27 protein-coding genes are annotated in these 26845 nt (G+C 47.1%); 23 read left to right on the top strand and 4 right to left on the bottom strand.

What is annotated here, in order from left to right; all coding sequences use genetic code 11:
- Positions 1 to 33: 33 nt before the first annotated feature.
- From ACYVF1_RS23200 to tssD (ACYVF1_RS23165), 8 genes are all read left to right on the top strand, one after another.
- On the top strand, positions 34 to 2589 hold the full coding sequence (locus ACYVF1_RS23200) for an ATP-dependent Clp protease ATP-binding subunit (protein WP_461083353.1): 2556 nt from the start codon (positions 34 to 36) through the stop codon (positions 2587 to 2589).
- Positions 2573 to 3883 (top strand): DUF456 domain-containing protein, encoded by a 1311-nt coding sequence (locus tag ACYVF1_RS23195; RefSeq protein WP_461083351.1) that lies wholly within the window; start codon positions 2573 to 2575, stop codon positions 3881 to 3883. The genes ACYVF1_RS23200 and ACYVF1_RS23195 overlap by 17 nt, the downstream gene beginning before the upstream one ends.
- A gap of 216 nt (positions 3884 to 4099) precedes the next feature.
- Positions 4100 to 4552 carry a type VI secretion system contractile sheath small subunit gene (locus tag ACYVF1_RS23190; protein ID WP_461083349.1) on the top strand — a complete coding sequence of 151 codons (453 nt, stop codon included), beginning with the start codon at positions 4100 to 4102 and terminating at the stop codon, positions 4550 to 4552.
- 51 nt (positions 4553 to 4603) lie between these two features.
- A complete protein-coding gene (locus tag ACYVF1_RS23185; RefSeq protein ID WP_461083347.1) occupies positions 4604 to 6007 on the top strand; it encodes a type VI secretion system contractile sheath protein TssC in 1404 nt (467 codons plus the stop codon).
- A 12-nt stretch (positions 6008 to 6019) separates the two neighbouring features.
- Complete coding sequence (gene tssD, locus ACYVF1_RS23180; RefSeq protein ID WP_461083345.1) at positions 6020 to 6430, top strand: type VI secretion system tube protein TssD; 411 nt, start codon at positions 6020 to 6022, stop codon at positions 6428 to 6430.
- A gap of 46 nt (positions 6431 to 6476) precedes the next feature.
- Positions 6477 to 6887, top strand: a complete 411-nt coding sequence (tssD, locus tag ACYVF1_RS23175) for a type VI secretion system tube protein TssD (RefSeq protein ID WP_461083343.1) — start codon at positions 6477 to 6479, stop codon at positions 6885 to 6887.
- Positions 6888 to 6902: 15 nt separating this feature from the next.
- Positions 6903 to 8714, top strand: a complete 1812-nt coding sequence (locus tag ACYVF1_RS23170; RefSeq protein WP_461083341.1) for a type VI secretion system Vgr family protein — start codon at positions 6903 to 6905, stop codon at positions 8712 to 8714.
- Between the two features lie 63 nt (positions 8715 to 8777).
- Entirely contained in the window at positions 8778 to 9209 is a 432-nt protein-coding gene (gene tssD / locus ACYVF1_RS23165; protein ID WP_461083339.1) for a type VI secretion system tube protein TssD, read from the top strand.
- 58 nt (positions 9210 to 9267) lie between these two features.
- On the opposite strand, the gene ACYVF1_RS23160 is transcribed toward tssD (ACYVF1_RS23165), so the two are convergent.
- A complete protein-coding gene (locus ACYVF1_RS23160; protein ID WP_461083337.1) occupies positions 9268 to 10164 on the bottom strand; it encodes a TssN family type VI secretion system protein in 897 nt (298 codons plus the stop codon).
- Positions 10165 to 10260: 96 nt separating this feature from the next.
- Here ACYVF1_RS23160 and ACYVF1_RS23155 point away from each other — a divergent pair, with 96 nt between their 5' ends.
- The 10 genes from ACYVF1_RS23155 (at position 10261) to ACYVF1_RS23110 (ending at position 17571) form a co-directional block, all read left to right on the top strand.
- Positions 10261 to 10548 (top strand): hypothetical protein, encoded by a 288-nt coding sequence (locus tag ACYVF1_RS23155; protein ID WP_461083335.1) that lies wholly within the window; start codon positions 10261 to 10263, stop codon positions 10546 to 10548.
- Between the two features lie 3 nt (positions 10549 to 10551).
- Positions 10552 to 11010, top strand: a complete 459-nt coding sequence (locus tag ACYVF1_RS23150; protein WP_461083333.1) for a PAAR domain-containing protein — start codon at positions 10552 to 10554, stop codon at positions 11008 to 11010.
- Positions 11011 to 11061: 51 nt separating this feature from the next.
- Positions 11062 to 11418 carry a hypothetical protein gene (locus tag ACYVF1_RS23145; protein ID WP_461083331.1) on the top strand — a complete coding sequence of 119 codons (357 nt, stop codon included), beginning with the start codon at positions 11062 to 11064 and terminating at the stop codon, positions 11416 to 11418.
- Positions 11408 to 12433 carry a glycoside hydrolase family protein gene (locus tag ACYVF1_RS23140; RefSeq protein WP_461083329.1) on the top strand — a complete coding sequence of 342 codons (1026 nt, stop codon included), beginning with the start codon at positions 11408 to 11410 and terminating at the stop codon, positions 12431 to 12433. The genes ACYVF1_RS23145 and ACYVF1_RS23140 overlap by 11 nt, the downstream gene beginning before the upstream one ends.
- Positions 12430 to 12879 (top strand): hypothetical protein, encoded by a 450-nt coding sequence (locus tag ACYVF1_RS23135; RefSeq protein WP_461083327.1) that lies wholly within the window; start codon positions 12430 to 12432, stop codon positions 12877 to 12879. The genes ACYVF1_RS23140 and ACYVF1_RS23135 overlap by 4 nt, the downstream gene beginning before the upstream one ends.
- Positions 12880 to 12905: 26 nt before the next feature.
- A complete protein-coding gene (locus ACYVF1_RS23130; RefSeq protein WP_461083325.1) occupies positions 12906 to 13412 on the top strand; it encodes a DUF4123 domain-containing protein in 507 nt (168 codons plus the stop codon).
- A gap of 28 nt (positions 13413 to 13440) precedes the next feature.
- Positions 13441 to 13791 (top strand): hypothetical protein, encoded by a 351-nt coding sequence (locus ACYVF1_RS23125; protein WP_461083323.1) that lies wholly within the window; start codon positions 13441 to 13443, stop codon positions 13789 to 13791.
- Between the two features lie 176 nt (positions 13792 to 13967).
- Positions 13968 to 14420 (top strand): GPW/gp25 family protein, encoded by a 453-nt coding sequence (locus ACYVF1_RS23120; RefSeq protein ID WP_461083321.1) that lies wholly within the window; start codon positions 13968 to 13970, stop codon positions 14418 to 14420.
- 17 nt (positions 14421 to 14437) lie between these two features.
- A complete protein-coding gene (locus ACYVF1_RS23115; RefSeq protein ID WP_461083319.1) occupies positions 14438 to 16333 on the top strand; it encodes a type VI secretion system baseplate subunit TssF in 1896 nt (631 codons plus the stop codon).
- On the top strand, positions 16330 to 17571 hold the full coding sequence (locus ACYVF1_RS23110) for a type VI secretion system baseplate subunit TssG (protein WP_461083317.1): 1242 nt from the start codon (positions 16330 to 16332) through the stop codon (positions 17569 to 17571). The genes ACYVF1_RS23115 and ACYVF1_RS23110 overlap by 4 nt, the downstream gene beginning before the upstream one ends.
- Before the next feature lie 3 nt (positions 17572 to 17574).
- On the opposite strand, the gene ACYVF1_RS23105 is transcribed toward ACYVF1_RS23110, so the two are convergent.
- Genes ACYVF1_RS23105 through ACYVF1_RS23095 form a run of 3 tightly spaced genes read right to left on the bottom strand, consistent with a single transcriptional unit; the run spans position 17575 to position 21504 of the window.
- On the bottom strand, positions 17575 to 18408 hold the full coding sequence (locus ACYVF1_RS23105) for a hypothetical protein (protein ID WP_461083315.1): 834 nt from the start codon (positions 18406 to 18408) through the stop codon (positions 17575 to 17577).
- A 49-nt stretch (positions 18409 to 18457) separates the two neighbouring features.
- Positions 18458 to 19732, bottom strand: a complete 1275-nt coding sequence (locus tag ACYVF1_RS23100; RefSeq protein ID WP_461083313.1) for a hypothetical protein — start codon at positions 19730 to 19732, stop codon at positions 18458 to 18460.
- Positions 19733 to 19755: 23 nt separating this feature from the next.
- A complete protein-coding gene (locus ACYVF1_RS23095; RefSeq protein ID WP_461083311.1) occupies positions 19756 to 21504 on the bottom strand; it encodes a protein kinase domain-containing protein in 1749 nt (582 codons plus the stop codon).
- Positions 21505 to 21811: 307 nt separating this feature from the next.
- On the opposite strand from ACYVF1_RS23095, the gene ACYVF1_RS23090 reads away from it, so the two are divergent.
- The 5 genes from ACYVF1_RS23090 to ACYVF1_RS23070 are packed head-to-tail and all read left to right on the top strand — an operon-like array spanning position 21812 to position 26840.
- Positions 21812 to 22495 (top strand): FHA domain-containing protein, encoded by a 684-nt coding sequence (locus ACYVF1_RS23090; RefSeq protein ID WP_461083309.1) that lies wholly within the window; start codon positions 21812 to 21814, stop codon positions 22493 to 22495.
- 27 nt (positions 22496 to 22522) lie between these two features.
- Entirely contained in the window at positions 22523 to 23593 is a 1071-nt protein-coding gene (locus ACYVF1_RS23085) for a hypothetical protein (RefSeq protein WP_461083308.1), read from the top strand.
- Between the two features lie 50 nt (positions 23594 to 23643).
- On the top strand, positions 23644 to 24330 hold the full coding sequence (locus tag ACYVF1_RS23080) for an FHA domain-containing protein (protein ID WP_461083306.1): 687 nt from the start codon (positions 23644 to 23646) through the stop codon (positions 24328 to 24330).
- Between the two features lie 18 nt (positions 24331 to 24348).
- Entirely contained in the window at positions 24349 to 26028 is a 1680-nt protein-coding gene (locus tag ACYVF1_RS23075) for a protein phosphatase 2C domain-containing protein (protein ID WP_461083304.1), read from the top strand.
- Between the two features lie 32 nt (positions 26029 to 26060).
- Positions 26061 to 26840 carry a caspase family protein gene (locus ACYVF1_RS23070; protein ID WP_461083302.1) on the top strand — a complete coding sequence of 260 codons (780 nt, stop codon included), beginning with the start codon at positions 26061 to 26063 and terminating at the stop codon, positions 26838 to 26840.
- Positions 26841 to 26845: the final 5 nt, after the last annotated feature.

Genomic DNA, 26845 nt, shown 5'->3' with positions numbered 1-26845 from the left:
ATCGTTATCTTTCTGGATTTCCACTCCTCACCAATGACCCTATCCGCAACTTCCAGGCACGCTATTCAAATAGCGCAAGCAATTGCAAAGGAAAACAGCCACGCCCAATTCGCTCCTGCTCACCTTACACTAGCCCTGCTCCACAACGACGTAACACTGGCTTCGTGGCTCATGGCCTTGGGCAAGGATGTATATTATTTTCGCGACTGGGCCGAAATCCGTATTGAAGACGTACCTCGCTCCGGCCCCGTTCCCGAAAGCCCCGCTGGTGATGCCAAAGTACAAGCAGCTGTGCAGATGGCGGAACTTATTGCCTTACAATTGTCGGCCACGGCGGTAGAGCCTCTTCACCTGCTGGCTGCTCTGCTAAAACCCGGTATTGGGTTTTCTGCGGATCAATTAAAGTCGCTGCCGTTAACCCAGAAAGAACTCCTCGATTCAGCCGTCAATGAGCAATCGGTAATGGACGCCGTGATGCCTGGTAAACAGGACAGTAATGGTGCTAACAATGGGCAAACTCCAGCAGGAGGAACCGCCGACGGCCAGAAAGCCGCTCTTTACCGGTTCTGCTCCGATAAAACGGCTGCCGCCCGGGAAGGTAAATTAGACCCTATTATCGGCCGGGATCGTGAACTTCGGCTGATGCTCGAAATTCTGGGTCGGCGTACCAAACCCAACGTAATGCTGGTCGGCGAACCGGGGGTCGGTAAAACAGCTTTGATTGAAGGATTTGCCCAGGCTATCATAGCCGGAAAAGTACCGGCTAACTTACAGGGTGCCAACCTATTTGAGCTAGATCTGGGAGCTTTAGTGGCCGGTGCGGCTTACAAAGGCGAGGTGGAAGACCGTATTAAAAGTATCATTCGGGAAATCAAGGCGTTTGATAAAGCGATTTTATTTATCGACGAGATTCACGTTCTGTTGAATCCGAACGGTTCGATCGGCACTGGAGTTTCGCAATTGCTAAAACCCGAGTTAGCACGGGGTGAACTGACGGTAATCGGCGCGACAACTAACGATGAATTCCGGCAGTACATTGAAAAAGACGAAGCCTTTAGTCGGCGCTTCGAACGACTGATTATTCCCGAACCCGATGTCGTTACGGCCACGCGAATGGTCGCTAACCTGCTTCCTTTATTCGAGAAACATCATAATCTAAAAACCGAACCGGGGGTGGCTGAAGAAGCCGTTCGCCTGGCGAGTCGCTACGTAAAAGATCGTCGGTTACCCGATGCTGCCGTCGACCTGCTCGATCGGACAATGGCCGCGATACGTACCACGGGCGAAACGGCTCCCGCTGAGCTAGAGAGTCTGGCGACTCAACTCACTACGTTGCCTGACCAGATCGCCGGACAGGACACGGCCGGACAATTGGCTGAATACCGCTGGATGCTACGTCAGTTCCAGGATCGTATCAGCCCCATTCTCCGCCAGCAGATTGAAGATCAGAACCCACCCGAATCCATCGAGGAGTCATCGGAATTACATAGCTATCTGGCAAATCGTATCGAGCAGCTACGTCCATTGGCCGAAGCTAAACAGGAGGAAGTAACCCGCCAGGACGTAGCGGCCATGATTTCGGCCAAAACAGGCATTCCGCTCGGCAAACTGCAATCGAGTGAGCGCGAAAAGCTGACCAAAATGGCCGACGTATTGCGGAAGCGGGTGGTCGGCCAGGAGCAGGCCATTACGGCTTTGGCAGCATCCGTGCAAAGCACGCGGGCAGGTTTGTCGGATGGTCGCAAACCCGCAGGTGCTTTTTTCCTACTTGGGCCAACAGGTACTGGTAAAACTGAATTAGCGAAAGCCTTAGCTGATTTTCTGTTCAACGACGAATCGTTTCTGATTCGGTTCGATATGTCAGAATTCAAGGAAGAGCACTCCGCATCGCTACTTCTGGGTGCTCCTCCAGGCTACGTAGGACACGAACAAGGGGGTATTTTAGTGAATAAAATTCGGGAAAAACCGTATTCGGTAGTGTTGTTCGATGAGATTGAAAAAGCGCACCCCTCGGTATTCGATATTTTTCTGCAAATTCTGGACGAAGCTAAACTTCGCGACAAACTCGACAAGGAAGGCGATTTTACAAATGCGATAGTCCTGTTTACATCCAACATTGGGGCTCAGCACATCATTAAATCGTTTGGAGAAGGGAAGGTTCCGGCCTCAAACGACCTAACGGAGATTATGGCCCGCCACTTCCGCCCGGAATTTCTGGCACGTATCAACGAACAAGGCGGTATTATTCCCTTCGCGCCCATCACAACGCCCAACGCTGTTCAGATTTTTGGCATTCACCTGCGTGGTCTGGAAGAACAATTAGCGAAACAGGGTATTACGCTCGTGCTAACCGAAGCGGCCCGCGAACACTTAGCCCTGAACGGCTTCACACCCGAATACGGTGCCCGCCCCCTGAAAGGCGTCATTCGCAGCCAGCTACGTCTCCCCATCTCCCGCATGATTATTTCAGGCGAATTAAGTAAGGGCGCTACGTTGACGGTGGACTCGAATGAGGAAAAGGAATTGAGTTGGAACGTGGAATCTTTAGAAGAACCAAAACCTGTTGAAAACCATGAGACAGCCGTTTAGATCAAGTAGGGCTTCGTCATTGAAGAACACCAAAACAAGCGCGGTTCCTTTCAAATTGTATGAGTTCGGCCAAACAAGCCGAAATGTGTGTCCTATTGACTGGCAGAATAACCCGTCCTTACAATACAGAAGTGGCTCTGTTCAAACTGGTGGTGTTTCTTACCAACAGAAAAAGAAGCCTGTAGAAGAAAAAAAATTACAGGAGAAAGTTGATCAGGCTGTTAAGGTAGCCACCATTGTCGATAGCCTATGGAAAGTGGACCGCCATTGGAATCTGTCTAAAAAGGCAATGGTCAAATTAGATGAAATTACCGAGAGCATAAGCCGGATGCCATCCCGCATGGTTGGCTCGCTCGAAGGCATTAAGCATTCACTTGATGAAGGTTTAACGAATCTTAGTTTGGGTTCGCTCAGAGAAACGATTGCTGATACACCCGGTCAAATAGAAATCAAAGCCTGGGTAAAGCCTATTGAACAGCTAGGAATCGAAGCTACACAACAGATTTCGGTAATTCAGGGGATGATTGCTGAATTTCGTTTCGAGGAAACGAGTTTGACCAAAACTCTCGATCTGCTCCGCGATAAGCTTCTTCGGGCTATTGACGCGTTGGTCGGCTTTGTTAATAAGTGCGAATCCAAAATAAGAGAGCTTATCACATCATTGGGCCAAACCATCGGAGGTGTTTCCAGAAAATGGTCGCAAACGCTCAATAATATGCCCCGCCTTAACCGGTTATTGGCGCGGGCATCGGACGCAATTGGTTCATTTTTCAAAATCATAAGCAAAAGATTACCCTTGATCGGGAATACGGTTGATTTATGGGGAGCCAATGAGGCCCGTGATGCATATAAAGAAAACGCAAAAGACGCTGATATTAAACGAAAATATGTAGTAAGCCTGTTAGGGTTTATCGTGGGCGTAGTCATAACACTCTTGGGTATTTTTTTGGGACCATTATTAGGTATTCTGGCCGTAATTCTGGGAGGCTGTTACGCAGCCCTGTCTTTAATTCTTGGTGAAGATCCCATTGCCGCGGCTTTATACGCAGTTGACCCTGAAACCATGGCAAAGCTGATCGACAAAGTGGAAAGTCTGTTATCTTGGATTCAGACCCTTCCTGCGGTCATCAGTGGTTGGGTCGAAAAAGTACAGGCTAAATTCGATGAATGGATTCTGTCAGCTCGAGATATGGCTCTTGATACAGCCCGCATGATTGGAGAAACAAAAGATGCCTTTGTTAATAGTCAGACGGGTCAACGGTTAGGGGACTTTCTATATGAAAACTTGCCCTAAATCAAATGCATTAACCCATCTGAGATGGCGACCATTCCAAACGGGAAAATAATCAGTTCCGGTTGCCTTTTGTGTTAATTTCCACCGCTTACACAACTCAAGGCCTGAATTTCCAAAAAAATTTGCATCAACACCCTGAACTAATTACATTAGCCCCTGTAAATCAATACACCATATAACCTCCTCTATTTCTCAAATCCACACGTTTCGCTTGCTATGGATCCACGACTTGAAATGCCCGGTGCCTGGGACGCCATCCGCAGTGTACCACCCAGTCTCTCGCCAGTTAGCCTCAATAAAACGCTCTACGTGGCCAAACTCTCCGACGAATTCAGCACGACTCCCGAAGCCGTTCCCGGTCTCGAATCGGTTGAAGAAGTTATGGAGCACTTCAAACCCGAAGTCGGCGTAACGTTGTACGACGAACAGGGTGCGCCCAACTATGAAACCTTCCAGTTTCGGCAGATGGGTGATTTCACCCGCGATGGTCTGGTTGAGCAGAGCGAACTCATGCGCGACCTGAACCACAAGATCCTCGACCTCCAGAAGATCGATATGCAGCTGCGGTCCAATAAGCTCCTGCACAATGCCCTGCTGAACGCACAGGCAAAACAGGCCATGCTGGAAATGATTCAGCAGATGCTCGACGAAATTGAACAGGCCGGCTAAACGGCTTTCCTAAACCGATCAATTAACTTTTAACCGCGTTTATTCCGCACCATGGCTGAAGCGCAGCAAAGCAACGGGGCTGGCAGTCCAGCCGCCGAACGTACTATAACGCCTACCCGGTCATTCGACCAAAACATTCAGCAACTCCAGCAACTTCGGTTCGGTGGTTTCAAGTTACTGGAAACCACCATCGACGGCTCCGATAACCTTAATCCCGAACGGCGGGCTAAGAAAAGCATCTTTCTGAAAGAGGAAAGCCGACGTAAAGATCGAGAAGCCCTCAAACAACGGCTCGAGCTCTGGAAAGAAATTCTGACCAAAGAAGGCGCGTCGGTAACCGACATGGCCGACGAGTTGAAGGAGAAACAGCAGGTCGCTGAAGAGTTGTTCCGCTCGAATCTACAGGCGATGGTCTCCGCAACTCGCGAATTGGAAAGTACGTATCGAGGTATCACCCTATTCTTCGAGAACGGTAACACGAGTGGCTTCAAGATTCGCAACGCAGTGTTCATGAACGCGGAAATCGGGCAGCTTGACGACACCGAAATCACGAACAAGAATACCATCGAACACATCACCCGCGAGATTCATCAGGCTTATAATCGCTTCGATCTCGGCGAAAGCTATTCGCTGATGGTGGCTCCGGGATGGCTAAAGAACAAAGCGTCGGTGGCAAAATGGGCCGACATCGCCAACAAACACAAGATGATGTTTGTAACGGACTATCGGAACATGGACTCGCTTAAGGACATTCTGACGGAATTTCGGAAAGAGAAAATTGCCGCCGACGAAGGTAATAACGCCAATATACTCATGGCCTGCAACCACATTGTAGGCCGGGGTAAATATGAAGACTTGGACGAGCTGGATGATTTGTACGTGGAGCCATCGAGTGCGTTAGCAGGTAAAATCTATTCGACGCTGGTATCGCAGGTGTCGGCGGGGTATCAGTACGGCAATATTAAACAGGCAACGGGCGTTCGGCTCGATCTGTTGAAAACCGAAGTGGGAGAACTCGAAGGAATGGGCCTAGTGCCGCTGACCTACGACTGGGGGAAGGTACAGGCGATGTCGGGCAAAACGCTTTATACAGGAAACAACCTAGGCTTGAAAACGTATTCTGTTGTGAGGGTTTTCGACTGGATCATGAAAGTACTGATGCAGTTCCTGAACAAGCGGGCATTCGAAAACTGGAACTCGCAAGTACAACAGGAAATTCAACGCGAGATCGTACAGTTTTTAGACAAGATCAAGGGGCCAGGCAAAATTATTGAGAAGTTTGAAGTGCCGCAATTCCGGCGCGACCCGTTCCAGAAGGATCGCATCTACTTAGACATCCACATTACGCCTTTCTTTCCGGCCAAAACGTTTGTGATCGGACTGACAGGCGAGGATGGGCGTGACCCTGAAACTGGGAAACGGGGCGACTTCACCGGGGGCGTTTCACAAACCTAATCGCTCGCTCCTATGCCTTCTTTTCAGGCGAAGTTCTCGCTGGCTACCGGAGGGTTCGAGACGATTGTCAACTACGTCTACTTAGACATCAATCAGGCAGTTGACTCGTTGGGTCGCCCCGCGTCGCTGACGCGGGGCGGCAAAATCACGCTTGAATTCAACGCGACCGCCGATAACGTTGTCGCAGAATGGATGGCCAACCCTGCCAAACGACTCGGCGGTAAGATTCGGTTTATCCGGATGGACAACATCGAATCGACCGAGAAAGAAATCGAGTTCACTAATGCTTATTGTGTCGAATTGATGGAACGGTTCGATGGTAGTACCACCACCGCACAAATGGTGACGGTTATCACCATTTCGCCTGAAACAATTACCGTTGGATCCATCAAGTTAGATAACCGATGGCCCGACACAGCCTGATGCGGCTGTTAGTCAAGCCTAACGGCGAATCATCTTATATCCACCCATGGCTGCTTCTTTCTCCGCCGACTTTATCGTCTCCAATAAAACGTTTACCGTTCTGACCTGCGAATACACCCTCTCGCAACCGACCGACCCGCGTGGACGGGCTTCAGCGGGCGTACGCAGCGGCCTGATTCGTATTTCGATTGTTGGGACCGACTATGCCGTGTTGACGGAATGGGCTATTAACCCTAAAAAATACTTAGACGGTGTCGTCTATTTCCGGGATCTGAAGGGAGCGACTCTCAAAACACTCTCCTTCGAGAAAGGCTACTGCGTTTCTTACCGGGAAATCTTCACCCCTTATGAAGGCGTAACCTCTGCCTACACCTTTGATATTGGGATTACTGCCGCTAAGGTTCATCTGAATGGTACTCTTCACGACAATCAGTGGCTCGACTGGCAGGCTGATTAACCACCCCGAACGACTATGGCACAGCAAGTTAACGTAATCGTTTCGATTGGCGGAACAACCCTCACTCATTTCACGAGCCTGCGGGTCGATCAATCTCTGTTTACACACCACACGTTCGAGATAGTGGTTCCCTACGAGTATTTAGATGACAAAGGTGAGTTGTTTTTTAAGACAGCCCATCAAAAACTTGTCGGGCAGGGTGTTGAAATTGATATATCACCATATTATAAGAAGGTACCTGGTAAGTTCGTTTTCAAGGGCGTTGTGACCGAACTGTTGTTGCGAAACAACAGCGAGTTAGTCAACTCATACGTAATCCGGGGGCATAGCCCAACGTTTCTGGTAGAAGACGGTGTACAACGGCGCTCGTTCATTCAGAAATCCCTTGGACAAATTTTTGAGGCTGTTTTAATGCCTTACCCACTCAAAAAAGTTGTAAGCCCCAAATACACCGCCCGTATTGAATACAAAGCGCAATATGACGAAAGTAATTTCGATTTTCTGAACCGGCTGGCAGCGGAATATGGGGAGTGGTTCTACTACGACGGTCAACAATTGGTGGTTGGGAAGCCGGGTACGCAGGTACAGCCTTTCGTTATTGATGGTGTTCAGCATTTTGATATGGCAGTTAGTTTAAAACCTAACCGCTTTGCCATGCGTCACTACAACTACGTTAAGCACGAGGCTTATACCGGAGCCGGTACGCCTGTTGGGGGGCTAGGCAATTTGGGGGCGTTTGCTTATGATCAGTCGCAGAGTTTATTTACGCAGGCGTCACAATTATGGCCACTACGTGACGTGCAGTTCCAAGGGGAATTAGTCAATGCTATTGAAGCCGTTAACGCAACCAATGCAACCGATTTGGTACGTTTTCATGGCGCAGGCGAGAACCCAAATCTTAGTGTCGGAACCATCGTAAACGTAACGGGTCAAAAATTGACGGCACCTGGTCGTTATAAACAGGACAATGCCGGAAGTTATCGGATTACAGCCATTAGTCATACAGTAGATCAGATCGGAAACTACGAAAACTATTTTGAGGCTGTCCCAAATACTGCCGAATTTCCCCCCCGTAATCCAACTGTTCGAATGCCCGTCGCCTTACCTGAAATAGCAACGGTTATCAAAAACACGGATCCACTGAAGTTGGGCCGAGTACAGGTGCAGTTTCACTGGCCGAATCAACTGGAAGGCAAATCAACTTGGGTGCGGGTTGCTTTTCCATACACAGGTTCATCGCGTGGGATGCTATTCATACCTGAAAAAGACGATCAGGTTGTGATTAGCTACGAAGCTAACCATGTTGACTTTCCGATTGTAGTAGGCAGTATTTATCATAAATCGCCAGCCAACGATTATTGGTTTGACAACAACTATCAAAAAATCATTCGCACAAAAGGAGGAAACAAGCTGGTTTTTAAAGATAAACCGGGTGAACAGGAGATTTTTATTACGAACGCCAATAAAAAAGGAACAAACTTTCACATTACGTTTAAAGACGACGGTGTAATTACGCTTGAGACGGAAGGTTTAATTCAGTTAAAAGCTAAAGATATTCAGATGACGGCGAAGAATAACATCGAGATGAAGGCACAAAATAACATTGAGATGACCGCCGTAAATGATGTGATTGTTAAAGCGAAGAATATAAAAACGACGGCTAGCATGAAGGCCAGCCACGAGGCCGGGCAAGAAATTAAGCAGCAGGCGGGTCAGAAAGTTGATGTGCAGGCCGGTATGCAGGTGAGCGTTCAGGCCGCGACTATTGACGTGAAAGGCGGAGGGCTTGTTGACATTAAGGCTCCTCTCGTCAAAATCAATTCATAACCCAAGTATCCATTACCTTTTAATCACTTAAATGTTTTTTTAATTCCAAACCAATTTACTATAATGGCAGCAACAGCTATTCATGCCTTTCTCAGTGGTCCGGCAGGCCTGGCCGACACCGAAGTACAGAAGTGTTTTTACGAACTCCGTCGGTCCGTCGATCAGAAGGGCAGACCCTCATCCATCACACAGGGTGGAATTATTACCGTCGAAATTGTATCGAGCGATGGCGATGGAGGTTTAGCCGATTGGATGACCAATTCATTCGACGATGGTCAAAGTGGCAAAATTGAATTCCAAGGTATTGATGAAGCCGTCATTAAAACAGTCGAATTCAAACGGGCGCGCTGCATTGGCTATTCGGAGCGGTTTGACAAAACGCCCGACGCATCGCAACCCGATAAACCAGCTATGACGCTGACGCTGACCATGTCGGCGGAGGATATCACCATTAGTGGGGCTACCCACAAGAATAACTGGGACGATAAGCGGTAAAGAGCGAAAGATTGAAAGAGCGATTTCAATACGTTTCGCTCTTTCACTTTTCCATTATTTATCCAATACGTCGGGTCGTAATGCGGTCACCGTTCTGAAGGAAATTCTCGCGACAATCCCGGCTAGGGTCAATATAGATATTAGGTCGGTACCAAGGTTTTTGCACATAGAAATGCCATTTGTACAGATTAGTCTTTCCGTTGGCATTTTTAGGATCGCGGACTTCTATTTTGCGTTGCGGTTCGTCTTCGTTGTGCTCATCTAATGAAAACTGGAAGCCGTCGCCCACATTCATTTTATCGGGAATAAACGAGCGAATGTCATAGATATTTTCTTCTCCGAGCCGAATGTCAACTACGAAAATGACATTGGTAGTACGTTTGAATTCAGCCTCAGTCAGGTTAGGCATCTGTAACAGCGGATTGTATTGCCAGAATTTATAAATTTTTGGCGGAATGCGGTCAAATGCGGTATGTGCCCAACTGATAAAAAACGGCAAGGGAAAAATTAGCATTGTAGTGATGAGCGGGCGGACGTTAGCTTTTAATTCCTGTACGTCGGCAATTCCCAAGACTTTAGGTCCGAATGAAAGCACAAAAATGGCAATGCCTCCAACAATGCCGATAAGTAAGGTAATAAGGGTCCCGACCAAATAGTTGTCTTGACGAACTGAGGGCATGGCCGACCGCATAATTGAGATATTGAGAGCGCCTAGCAACAGTACAATAGCCAGCACGATCAGATAGCCATGAAAACCGGGAGTGTCGCCGGGTAGATTCCTGACGGTTAGATGACCAAGGTATCCAACCAAGCCAAAAATAAGTACAGTGCCAACCAGATAAAGAATGGTATTACGGATGGTGCGGTTACGGGTAAGGCTACTCCGGGCCTGGCTAACGGAGCTGCTCACCATCGAATTTAGTTCAGATTGTGGATTGATGTTAAAAAGTGCCATGTGGAAAAATGAGGTTTGGATACGTCCTCAAAAATAGGCGGTTCCCTCAGTAAATCAAGCAGAAGCGTTAAATAAATACCAAACCTTCCAGAACCAATGAACAGCGATTACGACGAATTAAGTGGTATGATCGAGAAGCACGGCGTACACCGGAAAGACGCCGAAAAAGCCATCAACAACTGTGTAAAATCAATGGCAAAAGGCGCGTTGAAAACATACGTTGCCGGGGGTGTTATCATGTATTTTGCAAACACGAATCCGGCTTCGGCCTTTGGATATGGCAGTATAGCAGCAGGCGTTGGAGCTGGAAATGCATTTATCAACAGCGATGAGTGCGCCCGTGTTCGGCAGGCATTAGATTTTTGGAGCACCGCAAACGACTAAACTATGGGACAACCCGCTGCCCGCGTGGGCGATATGCACATGTGCCCGATGGTCACGCCCGGTGTGCCACCGGTTCCACACGTTGGAGGGCCGGTGCTACCGCCCGGAATGCCTACTGTACTGATTGGCGGTATGCCAGCTGCCACAGTTGGCAATATGTGCCTGTGCGTTGGCCCGCCCGATGTGATTATACGGGGTTCCTTTACAGTACTAATTGGAGGTCGCCCGGCTGCTCGTATGGGTGACAATACGGCCCATGGGGGAGTGATTACAGTGGGGTGCCCAACAGTATTAATAGGCGATTTTGGTATAGGAGGGATCAGTGCGCTCGCAGCATTACCTCCAAATGTCTTTTTACAGATACTAAGTGGAATGACGCAAGAGATGGCCCGGATTATGAAGCAGGCCATGGCTTTGGCTAATGGCGCAGCGACTGGATTAGCATTTGTTGAAAAATGCTGAATTATTATATTACAAATCCGTTGGGGAAGTTTATCAAATCATTTTAAATGTATGTTTTTTATCAAAAAAACTCAGTTAGCAATTTTTTCGAAAATTGATTACAAAGAGTTTCGCGAGCGTCTAGCATTGTGGATACTAAAAAATTACCCAGAGAAGGTTTGGCGGTTGGGTCCGGAGGAACTGAATAATAAACTTGATCAGGTTGTTCTAATTTCAAAATCATTCCAAATACAGACAGAGAGGAATGTAGCATGGATGGCAGACTTCACATTTCAGCTTGAAGAACATTTTCATAAAAATGAACAGTACAAATGGATAGTTGAAATTTTAGATAATTATCGTTTGGATGAAGATGATAAAATAGATCAAATTAAAGCAATTATATATCCAAATATAGATGAGTACTAACTACAATACCCCAAGAATTAAAAAGCTGGAAAGTGACATTCAATCGCTAGATAAGGAAAGGAATGAGATATTGAAAATCTCCGATGAGAATATATCCATAAAACAAGCAAAACAAAATCTATTAGATGGCATTGAAAAAAAGAGGGTTCTTTCTCAACAAGAGCTAGATCAGCGGAAAGTTGTTGCTTTTTACAATAAAAAAAAAGAAAAAGATTTACTGCCCGAGGATAAACAGAAATTAAAAGATGCTCGAAATTATATTAATAATACCCTACCCACCGAACGTCAAAACGTTTTTGGTAATAAAAAAGTAGCGGATCCATGTATACCTTGTATTAAAAAGGATGAAATTAATGTTAGGAAACTACTAAACGCCGACTTGGTACCAAGTCAAGACGGTTTGAATTTCTTGAAAAGCCATGAAGCAATAGGTTTTATATGCCCAGATGGGAAGATAAGAGCATACCAAGATGGCGGCTGCGGAAAAGGAAATTGGACTGTCGGAATAGGTGAGTTTACAGGAAAAAATAAGGATTCTGAATTTACCAGCGAGGAGGAAGCTGTCGATAGTTTTGAAGATAAAGCAAAAGGTGAATACTCCAATAGAGTAAAAAGCTCGTTAGCTAGAAATGGTGTTAACAGGAGAGTTACTCAACAAGAATTTGATGCTCTAGTCTCATTAGCATACAATCATGGCAACTGTGATGCCATTACAAAAAAAATGGCAAAAAATGAACTTATTACGGAAGATGACTTTGTTAATACGACTCACAAATCGCATCCAGATCTAGACGAAAGGCGAAGACAAGAATACAAACTTTTCAATAATCAATCCTTTAGCGTAAGTGGAATGAAGAAGTTCAAAAGAAAAGACAACACAAATGGAGGTTATTGCCCCTTAAAAGATGAGAATGGAAATATAAAAACGGATGATAAAGGAAAGGTCATTAGAGGATATACAATAGAGAATAGCGATGAGATCTATGAAATTAACAAACCTATTGTTACTCCATGAAATACATATTAACCTTTTTAATAGTGCTCTTTAATATCTTATATTCAAGCAGCCAAGATAAGAATTTTCATATTTTCATTCAAAGTCTAAAGCAAAACGCGCGCCACCAACCGACAAAACTTAAAGAACATTTATTTTTCCCATTTTCCTTTTTAGGGAAAATAAATTTAAAAACTAATAGAAAGGACATCGACCAATTTATACTATCTAATTATATTAGAAAAAATTTAGCTCAAATTCCTACTAACGAAATAATCGAATACGAAAGTAAGCTAGAGCATCCCTTCTATGGATCACCAACTTATATGAATTGTTTTTCCTACATACCTAGTAATCAGAGAGTTTACGAAATTGATATTGAAAATGAACATGGTCGAGGACCGGCTTATTTTTTTTTAATTGCTTCTAAAAATAATAAGTTTTATGTTTTCACGATTGCTAACTGAACAACATCGCTATAATTAATTCTTTTATGAACCAAATTACAGATCACTTTCTGTTCGATGCGGCTAAGATGGGAGAAGCAATTAAAGAAGCTAAAAAAATAGAGGAAAATCACTCTTCGTTATATAAAGGACAAAGTGAAAAAACTCTAGATATCTTTGCGCCTTATATTTTTACAATAAATCCGAAAATGGCTTTGGCCAACTGGTATTTTAGCAATGGGTGGGGAAAAGCTTGGGGGATTATACTGAAATCACAAGCAAATCCCAGAGAAATATATAATCACTTCCGCAGGTTTTTGCTCGTAAAAGCTGAAGATGGCCGCGAGCTCTATTTCCGCTTTTACGACCCTCGCGTGCTTCGTGTTTTTCTGCCTACCTGCGATACGTCCCAGCTTCAGGAGTTTTTCGGTCCAGTACAATCCTTTTTTATGGAAGACGAAGATCCAGCCTATAGTCTAGAATTTTGGCTTGAAGAAGGGCAATTAAAACGAGCCAGAAAAGAATTGTTAAAAAGTGAACCGATAAGTAAATAGTTTTTCCACCTTTTAATGAATAAATAGAATGGGCGCTCTAGCTAACGTAGCTAATCTTTTGGTAGGCACTTCCCGCGACGAGTATAAATGCAATCAGGTAGTGAATGAAGTACTCTATGGGAACAAAGATGCGATAATTAACGGCCAGAAAATGCTGGCAAAGGCTTACTTAACCTGGGGTATAGAAACAACTGAGCCTGACGAAGGTGTGATAGTGGTCGGTAACGACGGCGTTCATGTTGGCATTTTTACCAGTAAAACCGAATTTGTGCATTCCAGCTATGGGCGAAAAGAGGTTGTTAGTGTAAAAGTCAGCCCTAATAAACAAGAGTTGCGATGGGTATTTCCACTTGGGTACACCTTACGAAAAGAGAAGTAGTTTCTATATCTTAGCCATAGTTCTCAAAGCAAGCCAGATGGATCAAGAGCAATGCAATCTGTTGAAATTTGGGTTGACTTACACTAGGATATGGCTGAAGTTATGGAGATAGGAAATCCGGAAATTATCTATAGAGCGTAGTAGCATTGTGGAATCATTGAATTAAAGCTCCTCTTATGGCTGAAGAATACTACGCCCTGCCGCTACGTTGCGACCTGCTCATTCAGGGGCCTGTTGCCCGCCAGCCCGTTCATGCGCGTGAGCTATACGGCTCACTCGACGACTCAATACACGCGCACATCTACCTCATCGTGACGACGCCTTTCCGGGCAGTTCGGTTTGATACGGAATATGGCTGCGAAATCTGGGAAGGCGACTTTTCATCAGGCAACGAGTCGAACGATACGCGCTGGACCGATCAGATACAGTCATCGGTACTACGTGCCATAAAAACCTACGAGCCCCGGCTCGAACGTGTCGAGGTGGTTGCTGAATACGACCGCGACGGATCGAATGATGCACATAAACGGCTCGTCATCACCGTTACTGCCGAAATAAAGAAATCAAGTCACCGGATATTTCGGTTTCAACGTATCATTCTGATTGCCCCCTACGCTACCCGTAACTGATAACTGAACGTTTTCGTATGAACGATTTAAGCGCCATTGATTTTACGCGCGAAGAAGTTCGCCGTCGGATGAAAGAACACGCGGCTGCCATCTGGCAACAGCGTGTTCGGGATATAGAAGCCGCAGACCCAATTGTGGGTCTGCTGATGGATGCCTGTGCCTTTGAATTCGAGAACACAGCCCGTGCTATCGAGGCCACCCGAACCCGCATTCTCGATAGATTGGCCAGCACGCTTTGTCCCGATGTAATCGATCTGCCGCGTCCGGCTCATGCCATCTTCCACGCCCGTTCCGACGATGCGCTGCTCGAACTACCCCAAACCGCGCAGTTTTTCTACCGGCACATGGGAAGGGCGGGCGACGAACGTGTCACGGACCTATTTTTTTCGCCGGTCGTTCAGGCACGTCTTGTTAACGCCGACGTACGCTATCTGCTCAGCGAACAGGGTCTGTTTGCCATGCGTGGGCGTGATCGTGTTCGGCTCGAAGGGAGCCTGAAGCCTTTGTTCCCCACCGATTATCAATCAATCTGGGTAGGTATCGAGGCCGACGCGGGGTTGAAATCGCTGGCCTACCTACCCATCTATTTTAACTGGGAAAATGAGCCAGATCGGGCTAAATCGGCTTATTATCGTAAAATTGGGGATATAGCCCGCGCGCGCTGGTTTCTGGACAACCGCGAATTACCCGCACACGCCGGATTTCGCCCGGTATGGCCTACCGATGATCCATTGGCCCGAGAATTGGACGGTTTGCACCAACTGGAGCAATCGATCCTGTACGAATACGATCATTGTTTCGTAACGCTCGGCGACGTACCCGACCGCGACACCTGGAATTACGACCTCCGCCCCTACCCCGATACGTATGCCTTTTCTGAGACTCAGCGTCAACGCTACTTCTCAGATAATCTGCTTTGGCTCGAACTGCGGCTGGGTTACGATATTCCCACCTCGGCAATCGAAAACATCGAGATTCGGCTCAACTGTTTTCCGGTTATGAATCGTCACCTCAATGAGATGGTACAACGATTGCAGCAGAACCTGAATGTGTATGCGCTACGTTCGGCCGAAGAGTTTCTGTTTATCCGGCGTGTGTATGATGCTGAGGGAAATACGCCCTATAAACAGTCTCCGCTACGTAATCCTGACGAACTGGCCGACAATTCGTTTATGTGGCGCCCGCATGGCGTTGGCCGCTTCGACCGACGTAACGCCCGCGAGATTATTCACTACGTTCAGCAGATGCTACGTGACGAAAGCAAAGCTTTTTCTGCACTCGGTTCGGGCGTGTTTTCCCAGATCATCGACAGCTTGGATAAAAACGTAGAGGAGTTAAGTCAACGGATTCTCGAAAATCCGGACGACGGCTTTCGGGTGGGATTTCCTTATATTTTCATCAAACCTCGCCGAAAAGACATAAACCTGTTTATTGAATTCTGGAGCACAAATGGCCAACTGGCTAATGATATTTCGGCCGGCACACGGTTGGGGCAGTATGAAGGGCGGGGCCGGTACTTTATGCGAGATGAAAAAGAGGACCTATACCTGCTCACCACCACAGTGGGCGGTAGTGATAAACCCACGTCAACCGAAAAAGAACGACAGCTTCGTCGCGATCTGCTAACCCGGAGCCGCTTAGTAACAACGGAAGACATCAAAGCAGAATGCCGCGAATATTTCCCCCCTAAAATGGGATGTGAGGTAGACGTAGAGGTGCAGAAAGGTTTTGCTGAGGGACTGATTGAGGGGGCTGGATACGTGCGTTGCCTGAACGTAACAGTTTGGCCAGTAGGTCGTCCAACAATGGAAACAAGTGAATGGGAAGCCGAAGCGGAGCGTTGTCGCCGTGTTCTGGAGACCAAATCAGCTATGAATTTGCCGTATCGCGTCCGTCTGATTGCTAAACGATGAAACCACAGCCTCAACTAGCAAGAATTACTGGCTACGCAAACGAAATTAATAACGTTGGGTACAACATTGGCGTCGATATTCGGCTCGAGGTGTTGCTGGCGGAGTTGCTGAAAGGTGGCTTAGACCCCCGTCGCGAGGTTATGATCTATCCTCAGGGACTCTTTTCCCGATCCTATCGGCCCGATGTAGGTTTGTCTCGTGCGATCCCGAAACCTGCCAGACCACTCTGGGCTAACAAAAAGCTACCAAATGCAAGGTATCGTATCGTATTGTTTTATTTACGCCAGGCGAAGGCGCAGCGGAAAAAGAACGCAATACGATGGCATAGAATTAAATTTCTTTTTGACAAATCGGGCGTCTGGGCAGGGCCAATTCACGTTTTCGAGGATGATCAGCCCAATTTTAACTTACCTGAACATCCGAATTTTCTGAACATACCTGTATTCCGGGATGGTTTATACGACTATCTGCCGGAAGGCTTGTTTCACCAGCGTACTGAAGAGGATGAACGGGAGTATGCCAAAGAGATTGATGAGCAGGACCGGCGCGAACAGGCGGCCCGGCGTTTTTTTCGCCCTATTGAGCAGGAATTTTACTTACAGGGATTGCTGCTGGAGCTAGAGGAACGAAAATATCTCATTACCGAGGAAAATCTTCAGCGTGGCGAACAGGGGGCCATACTACGTAACATTTGGGGGTTACCCGCTGATAGGCTGGTGCGCGAACCTAACGCAAACGGCTCCGGCTGGACAACAACCCGACAGCCCTTATTCGATATTCGTCAGTTAAATAATCTCTTGCATTTACTCCCGGTGGCCCACCGGCTAATCAATGATCGGAGCCTGATCGAGCGGGTGCTGGAGTTAATACTGGCCGTACCTGTAGAACTGAGCACCATTCCGCCCCTGCTGATTCCGATTGATTTAGGACCGGACGATCGGGTTGGCCCAGTCGAACTTGGGCAAATTCAGATGGGAAACTTTTCGCTTGAAGGTATTTATCAGGATACTATGCCCGCCGTAGAAATCCGGCTGGGGCCATTAAACGAAGCCCAACTGACGGATTTCCTGCCGGAAGGCCGCAGTCGGGCGGTTTTAGACGTATTGATTAGTTATTTTTTACCCGCCGAGACAGAGATTATTACGCATCTGCTACCCGATGACGAAAACAAACTTTTAAAGCTTGCCGAGGATGCTGATAGCCCCACAAGTGTACTAGGTTGGGCTTCATTTATCTGAGCTCTACAACTGGCTCAGTGACTGGTCGATTTCACGAACTTTGGCGGTTGCCTGCCGCTGAATAGTGAAGCTTGTCCGCGCCAGTTGGGCAATCTGCTGAAAATTCACTTTAGCCGTTGAATACAGTTGTTTGCGTTTGGCATCAGCCTTATAGGCCGCTAGTATATCGGCCTGGCTTTTTTTGCAATCTGCATCCTCAAACCGCAACTGCCATTTCAGGTCCGTCAAGGCTTGATTGTCCGGAGCACCACCTCCTCCGCCACCCGCACCGCCACCGGCTGGTTTTTGGGCAAGTAAGGCATTCTGCGTATTGATTGTATTCTGGAGGCTGGCATTCTGGGCCTGTAATTGCTGTTTTTCATTTTGTAGCTGCTGCACCGTCAGGTTCTGATTATTAATACCCTGCTGCTTCTCCATGTATTGCAGATGGACCGCCCGCTCAGTATGTAGTGCATCTAAATACGTACATACGCTGGTCTGCATTTTCGTGCGTGCGTCTTTAAATTTCATTTGCCGAAACTTCTCAATGGCATTTCGAAAATTTTCGTTTTCGCGCTTGGCCTGATCCATCCAACTTTGCCACTGTGCTGGTGAAGCGTTACTCATATTGGTCAATTTCTCGTCCTGTTCCCGCATTCGGGCAGTATACGCCTGCAATTGAGTCATTTGCGCTTCCAGCTTCTCGTATTCCTTTGCTGACGAGGACGTCATTGCACCGGCATTTTTACGGTTACCAGCGAAAAAAGCCATAAAGACAGGAATGGCAATGATAATCAGGTAAACAGCAACGAAATTAATGACAGACGTATTCCGCTCAGCGCGATTGATGGCTTCCATTGTTTGTAGTGGATTGATTTAGGGTTTTGATGTGATAGTTCGGGTAAATTTAATGTCCTCCTGTTAGCCGGCGACGGACTGTACCGGTGTTCGTATCGTCTAATATTGCCGATGGCGGACGGTTAGGCAAATTTTCGGGACTGGTTACCACAGAGTCGTAGCGAATTCGCTTATCCTGCCGTTCCTGACCAATATAATCGAGTTTTGAGAGTTCGTTCAGGATTTTTGCGATGTCGGTCCAGCACTGGGTAACGGTTTGCAGGTGCGGCTGAATATTAGCGTGATCGTAGGCGAAATTGACAACCCGCTCTACCCCCTGTTTGGTCAAACGTTCGGGCGAAATGTCGGTCCAATCCTGAAAATATTTCAGCACCAACTGATCTCCCATACGAACGGCCCCAGACGTAGCCGGGTTGTTAAGGTTCATCAGCGATGTACGAAATTGCCGTGTGGCCAACGTAATCGCTTCCAGCAAATAGATGGGAGGTTGCTCGTAAGCCGTAAAATCAAACCGATTCAAGGGTGTGTCTAAGCTTAGGGCCAATTGTTCGCACAGGTCACGAATTAACTCGGCAAGCACTCCCGCTTTACGGGCATCTTCTGTACCTCGCTTCTCACACACTTTCCGCACAATGGCAAATGCATCGCGCTGAGCCTCCGACAATAACCGATTCGTTTGATCGGCCCAAGCCTGAAGCCGCGTATGGCTTTCTATCGACGAACAGGCTGGAATGTACTGATCATCGTTACGAAGCTGTCCATACTGACATGATAACTGCCCTACAATCAGATGAAACGATTCGAAATCCCTAGAGCGGTAGGCTGGTCGCTGGCCAACGGGAGCGTCATATTGATGGCGCGGTATTACGTTCAGTGAGTAGGTTGGCCGCGAGAACGGAGGCCGTGGGAAACCTTCGGTGGCCGAGGGAGTACCGACTGGCTGACGATTAAATAAATCGACCGACAGCACTACCAAAAAATGGAGCTCGTCGGCCATTGGAATGCCATATTTCGTCAGTATTTGATTCAGGCTGGTGGATAACTCAACAGGAGAGTTAACTAATTCGACTCGGCATCCCGCTCCTGTTAAAGCCCGGCAATTTGTTAATTGAATACGGAGATTTTGATTTGGATCGGTAATAACCTGAATGCTGAAATCGGGAGAGTCGGAAGCAAGCAAACCGTAGTTATACCGATTAAGGCCGGTAGCACTAGCGTCGCGGAGATGGTCGGACACAAAGTGTTCGAATTCAGTAAAGTGCTGACGGGCAATTCGCATACCGTCTACCCAATTTACCGGATAATGGTTAAGTTCGGGAAGCATTGTTTAATGTTGGTTTATAAGTATTACCGGGTGCACTTACCTGAATTTTTCAACTTAGTATAAATTGGGAGAGACTCACTAATCTTTTTGTCAGTTGCCTGTTTTACATAGTCTAGCACCTGGCAGGCGTCCATATTAACAACGTACTGATTTTCCATCAGGAACAATTCACCTAATGTAAGCTGAGCGTAGGGCTCGCCTAATTCCGCTGCTTGTTTATATAAATTAACAGCGTCTCTATTTCGACCTTGCGCTTTGGCTTTTTCCGGACTTGAAAAATCAACTCCATCCTTTAGGAGACCGAAGTAATAATAAGCTTTAGGATTTTGCTTATTGACACCTTTTTGCAACCATTCGTTTGCCAAAGTCAGATTCTGTGGAATACCCTTTGGGCCATCGCCGAAGTAATGAATGATACCCAGATCGGTCATAGCTTCGTCGTTTTCAGCAAACGTAGCACTATCTTTATATCGATCGAAAAGAACGAGAGCTGAATCATACTGGCCGTTATTATAAAATGAAATGGCCCGGTTTAGATCGTCTCCAGTCTGAGACAATTTAGTCGTCGCTTCGGTCTTAGCGGGCAAAGAATTGACTACCAACGTAACAGGCGTCTGACTACCCGCGGATTGCTTTGACCATATAAGCCAACCACCAATTCCCAGCACTAAAAAACCTACTATACTAGCAGCTATCAAAGGCATACGATTTTTGGCGGGCGTTGCTACCGGGATCTCGGCCGTTATAGGCAGTGGGATTGATGGCTTTGGGGGAGACGTAGCGGGCGAATTCGTAATGGTTTTAGCTCGTGGACCCGGCTGGGAACGTAGTACCGTTTCTTCAGTAAGAATTTCGTCCGTTACTTTGGGTGCTTTTGAACGTACCACCGTTGCGTCGTCTGACGCTGCTACGTTCCGACGTGGCGTCTGAGACTTCAAAACAGTTGCATCGTCGCTTATGGGTATTTGGGCGATCAGAGCCTGAGCGAATTCGGCACAATCAGCAAAGCGGTCAGAGGCTTTTTTCTGCGTTGCCCGTTGAATCACGTCGTTTAACGTATCAGAAACATGAGCCAGTCGCGGAAGTGGTTCATGGACGATAGCCGTCTGGATATGAAACATTGAGGTTTCGACATCATCATAAGGCTTCTTACCCGCCAGGAGCGCATGAAGTGTCACACCAAGTGAATAAATATCCGTGCGAAAGTCAACAGATTTAGGGGAGGTGATTTGTTCGGGGCTCATGTAAAGTGGTGAACCCATGAGCATATCGGTTTGCGTTAGACTCAAATCGGCTCCTACAATCTTAGCAATGCCAAAATCCATGACTTTGATAAGACCCGAATCGGTCAGAAACAGGTTCGAAGGCTTTACGTCGCGGTGGAAATACCCTTTCTGATGAACATACGCGAAGGCATCGAGTATTCGGGTAAACCAGGCAACTACTTTGGCTTCGGGTAACTGGCCATGCAACCGGATATGCTGGTTCAAATCGTGTCCAGCCAAATACTCCATTATAATGGCTAACGTAGTACCTTCCTCGTAGAAATCTTCGACCCGTAAAATAGCCGGGTGCTCCAGCCGAACCATAATCTGGGCTTCGTTGCGAAAACGTTCAGCAACTGACAACTCTTCAGCAACTAGTTCGGGCTTGAGAATTTTGACGGCGAATTTGCGTCCAACAGAATTTTCGGCGTACCAGACAGTAGCCATACCCCCACGACCAATTTCGCGTAGCAACGAATAGTTAAGCAAACGGCGGGGGGACTGCATGATGGTATGGATATGGATATAAACTGAATTGCTAAACAAAGAAATAATTTTCGGAATACAATATTTTTTTAGGAGATTCGCTTAACTATTGTTTATTTGGATAAATACCCAATAACCAGTATTTCCAGAAGGTTATAATTTATTAACTTTCATATTATTACTACTGATTAGGGTAAATTAATACTTACTACTACGCTTAATAAACTCATCGAAAAATACTTGTTGAGTTGCTTGCTAATCTAACCATAGTAAGCGATTTTGCGGAGTAAAAGTCCTTTTTTTTAGTCCATGCACACCATCAATAAGTATGACATCTCCCCAGGTAATCACCATCGGGCGGGCTATTAATAATACGCTCGTTGTCAATCAACCCAGCGTTAGCAAGCACCACGCGAAAATAACGTTCATCACCGATCACGTCGTTTTACTTGAAGACACCGATTCCACCTTTGGTACAAGTGTGGATGGTCGTCGAATTCAACAAACTATTATCGGTCCTGACAGCCGGGTATTACTGGGGCTAGTGGAAGAATTAGATTATCGACAAATTCTGTCTCTGAGGCTGTCAAATTTAACTCCCCCTCCTCCCCCATCTCCTGCTCCTCCCAAACGCGATCCGCTTGATTTTCGGGAAGAGTTCAAAGCATTAGAGAAAGTACAGCAGATTTACCAGGAGGCTCGTGAGGCAATTCAGATAAATAACCCTAAACAACAGGGCCGGCTCCGGGCCGGTTTGGCACTGGCTCCCTTAGCAGGTTTGGCCTTCGGCCCGGCCGGAATGATTGTGGGGGCGGTAGTTGGCTGCGTCAGTCAGGTTTTAGCAGCTGAATTTCTGAATCCCAGCCAGAAAATGATTGCGCTCGAAAAAGAATACAAGCGCTCGTATGTATGCCCTAATCCGGATTGTAAACGACCCTTGGGCAACACACCTTATATTGATTTAAAGACGCGTAAACAGTGCCCCAGCTGTAAAGCTAAATGGTCCGATTGATTTTCACCTTAACGAATCCGCATTTTTATGAATCCTTACGATGACGACGCCCCAACTAACGTTCAGGGGACACCACCTCCTTCTTCCGGTCAATCGGCCAATCCAGATCAAAAATCAGCAATTACAGCCGCTGTTGTTGGTACAGCAGCTCTTGGGGGAGCCGCGTACGCGATGTCCCATTTCCTAGATGATGGAACAGTAAGTGAAATTGATCCAGACCCAAATCCTGATCCTAAACCAGAACCTGATCCAAATCCGAACCCAGATCCAAACCCAAATCCTGATCCGAACCCAAATCCTGACCCTAACCCAAACCCTGATCCCACTCCACCTGTCCCACCTGTCCCTCCACACGAGCTGACGTTTGCCGAAGCCTTTGCCGAGGCTCGTGAAGCCCATGGCGGTGGTGGTGGCTACTTCGAATTTGATCGGGATGGAGATGGTAAAAAAGAGTATTACAGTACGTATCTCGATTCGGAGTGGGACCATTTGAGTCACCACGAACGGCAGGAATTTTTTGCGACTGTTCCTGACTATCATGCACCTACTGGCGGGGGCGGAATAGGTGGGGGAGGTAGCGAACTACACCATGATACGGGAATCGCACACAACCAGAATGTCCCCCCACCGGTAGAGAACATAGAGGTGGTAGGTCAGGACGATGACCACGTTGTTGCCCATAATGACGACGTAGTTGTTGCTCAGGATGATACACACGAAGTACATGTGTCTGACGCATCGAGCAATGACGTCGACGCAGTTCAAATTGCTGGCGATGAAGGCGATATCTATGTTATGGATTTCGACCACGACGACAATGCAGACATAATCATGCGCCCTGATACGCACGATGCCCTCGTAGATACCGATCATGATAACCGACTGGATACGCGGGTAGTATATGATCAGGACTACCATGTCACTCATTCCGAACCTCTGCAGGAAGAGCTTGCTAGTATTAGTATGGAATCGCTACATGGGGAAGAGGACTCAACGCATACGGCTGGTTTTAATGACACGCATTTAGCTGATAATTCAGATTTCGGCTCCGATTACGACAATAACGCCGACATCTCCGACTTCGATTACACAGCCTGAAAATAAGGGGGGCTGGATAAACACCTCCCTCATTTTCAAATTCCTTCCTCATGTCTGTTGAGCCAATAAAAATCGTTTGTGGTAATCCGAACTGCCGGGCAGGATTGCTAATCAAAAACGCTGACAAATTAAAAGATGCCAAATGTCCGCGTTGTGGGTATATTAATCCGATTCCCCGGCCTAAAGAAAACCCAATCCCTACTTCACCTCAGCCGTTCAGCTCAGGAGACGAGACGATTTATAACGGACAACGACGGACAACAACCGTATCACCGCCTGCCACGATCGGCTGGCTTATCGTTAAGGACGAATTAACCGATACACAGACTTTTACGCTTCAACTGGGCGTAAATACAGTCGGACGCACATCGGCCAAATACCCATCGGTTCATATGGTAGAGACGCGGGACGAATACATGAGTCGGCCACATTGCACTATCGACATCAAGATGGGACGTACCGGCATGCCAGAATACCTTCTTCGTGATGGAGGACTAAAAAACGGAGTCTGGCAAAAAAGCACGAACGGAACCTATCTGAATGGAAAAGAGCCTGGCTTAAGTGAGTACGATCGGATTTACCTAGAAGATGGCGATACTATCCAGATTGGCGAAACCAAGTTGGTGCTGAAAACGGGGGCATCCGTTAAATCCGAAAAGCAGGCCGAAAAGGAAGTAGATGCCATGGACTACGAACGTACCGTGGTCAGTTTCAAGCCCAAAAATTCCACAACCTAAGACTCTTGATCCAACTGTATGGACGTTCGTATTGCTCAGCCACTCGGCTATTCTGAACTCGGCAGTCGAAGTAATAACGAAGACAACCTGTTTCCGCACCCAACTAACGTATCGAAAGACCAGAAATGGTTTATCGTGTGCGATGGTGTAGGCGGAATGGAACGTGGCGAAGTAGCCAGTCTGCTAGCCGTTACCTCCGTGGATGCCTACCTGCGACATCATCCTGTTGCCGTCGCTACCGACGAATTCATTCAACAGGTAGTCGGGTATGCTGAAACCCAGTTCAACCAGTATCTGAGCGATCACGAAGAAGCAGCCGGAATGGCTACTACGTTGACCTTGGTCTATTTTCACGAAGCGGGTGCCACTGTGGCGCACATTGGTGATAGCCGGGTATACCACATTCGGGATGGTCAGGTTATCTGGCGCACCAGTGATCATTCTTACGTAAATGAATTGCTGAAAGCCGGCGTCATTTCGCCTGCAGAAGCGCAGAATCATCCGCAACGTAACGTTATCACACGGGCACTACAGGGGGGCGAGAGGTCCGTTGAGGCTTCGGTACAAATCATTAATGACTTACGTCCGGGTGATTACTTTTTTATGTGTACCGATGGTATTCTGGAACGTATCAGCGACGAATTATTGGTTGGTACGCTCTACCCACGCGATCAGTCGAACGAACATAAATTAAACACCCTTCGTCAGTATAGCCTGGGTAATACGCGCGACAATTTCACTGCGTATCTGCTTCAGATTGAGCATACTTCAGGATCAATCGATCCGGCTTATCAAGTTTCTCCGCCCGTCTATGAACAACACGAACCGGAGAGCGATGCCGATCAAAGTGTTACGTTGATTAATGTTCCTATCCCGCAAGACCCTGCGCCCCGTCCGGTTGAAACAGCAGACGTACCAAGAAGCCTGCGTCAGCAGCAGGGTTTACGGCAAGAAAACAGCCATCAGCCTGCCCCTCGCAGGAAGAATAACCTGCTAGTACCATTGTTGGCAGTGATTGGTACGTTAGTTGGTGCTGGCGGTTACTGGGCCTGGCAGCAATACGGCACAAATAAGGTTGACGAACCGGCTAAAATGATTACCCAAAGTTTACCAATCTCACGCCCAGCTTCTGCCTCAACGAGTACTCCCACCGACATCCCAGATGATAATGAATTGACAGATTTAACGGTTCCGGCCAGTGAATCAAAAAAAAGGGATCAGCCAACCTCATCCGAAGAATCTAGCCCGAAAGAAAAGGATTCTAAAAAGGAATCAGATCGAACAACGGTTAAAGTTGAAGTAGTAAAGCGAGTCGATGACCAGCTATCGGTTGTCCGTGATACGAAAACGAAGCAAATGGGTTTGCAAAAGCAAAACGGTAAGCTAGTTGGTGAACTTATATATAGTTCGATTGGCCCCTTCGAAAACGGCGTTGCATCGGTAAACCTCGACGGGAAAAGTGGTTTTCTCAGTCGGGATGGTAGGTGGTTCGATGAAATCGGAGAATCTCAAAACGGCAAGATGCCTGTTCGAAAAGGCGACCGTTGGGGATATCTAAATACTCAAGGGCAGTTATCCATTAATCTACGCTACGAACAGGCTAAACCTTTTCAGGCCGATGGCACCGCCGAAGTGATAGAAAATGGGAAAACAATCCGAATTGATAAACAGGGGCATACAAAAGCTAGCAGCAACTAGGTACCATCCACACTATTTAATCTCCTGTTTCTATGCAAAAAATTCTACAGGTAACTTGTTTACTAGTATTCAACCTGATCACAACCGCCAATTCTGTTTCGGCTCAAACAACTTACGCAGTAGTAGTTGGTGTTTCTGACTACGCTAATTTCGGTCCGAATAATGGCGACCTGCACTTTGCCGACAACGACGCCCAACTTTTTTCTGAGTTGTTGATGAGCCGGGAAGGTGGCAGCGTTCCTTCCAACCATATTATTTTGCTCACTGAACGTAACGCCACTCGTAATAACATTCTAAGAGCGCTAAGTCTGTTTCGGCAAGCTTCTAGCCAGGACCGTATTATATTTTACTTTTCCGGACACGGCGACCAGAGCTACCTGCTCCCTCACGATGCCGCTCCAGGTGTTGTATTGTTCCATAATGATATTAAGAAAGCATTCAGACAGTCAAAAGCGCAGTCAAAGTTTCTAGTGGCAGATGCTTGCAAATCGGGCAATATTCGACGACATACCTACACCGAAGCGCCAACGAATCAACCGTCGGATCTGAACAAAAACGTCGTCGTGTTCATGTCGTCCCGAGCGAATCAGTTATCTCAGGAACTAGGGGCAATTAAGCATGGCGTTTTTACGTATTTTCTGGCTCTGGGCGCGGCTGGCAAAGCAGATGAGAACCGGGACCGTGTTGTGACCATCTATGAGTTATTTAAGTACATGCATAAATCGATCAGTGATGTTACGGGAAAAAGACAAACTCCTGTTATCATTGGCCGGTTTCCATCGTCTCTTCCCTTCACCCGTCTTGGACAATAAGTAGT

It is taken from the genome of Spirosoma flavus (assembly GCF_054778555.1).
Note: the sequence above shows the minus strand (reverse complement) of the source record. Positions and strands in the feature narration are given on the sequence as shown.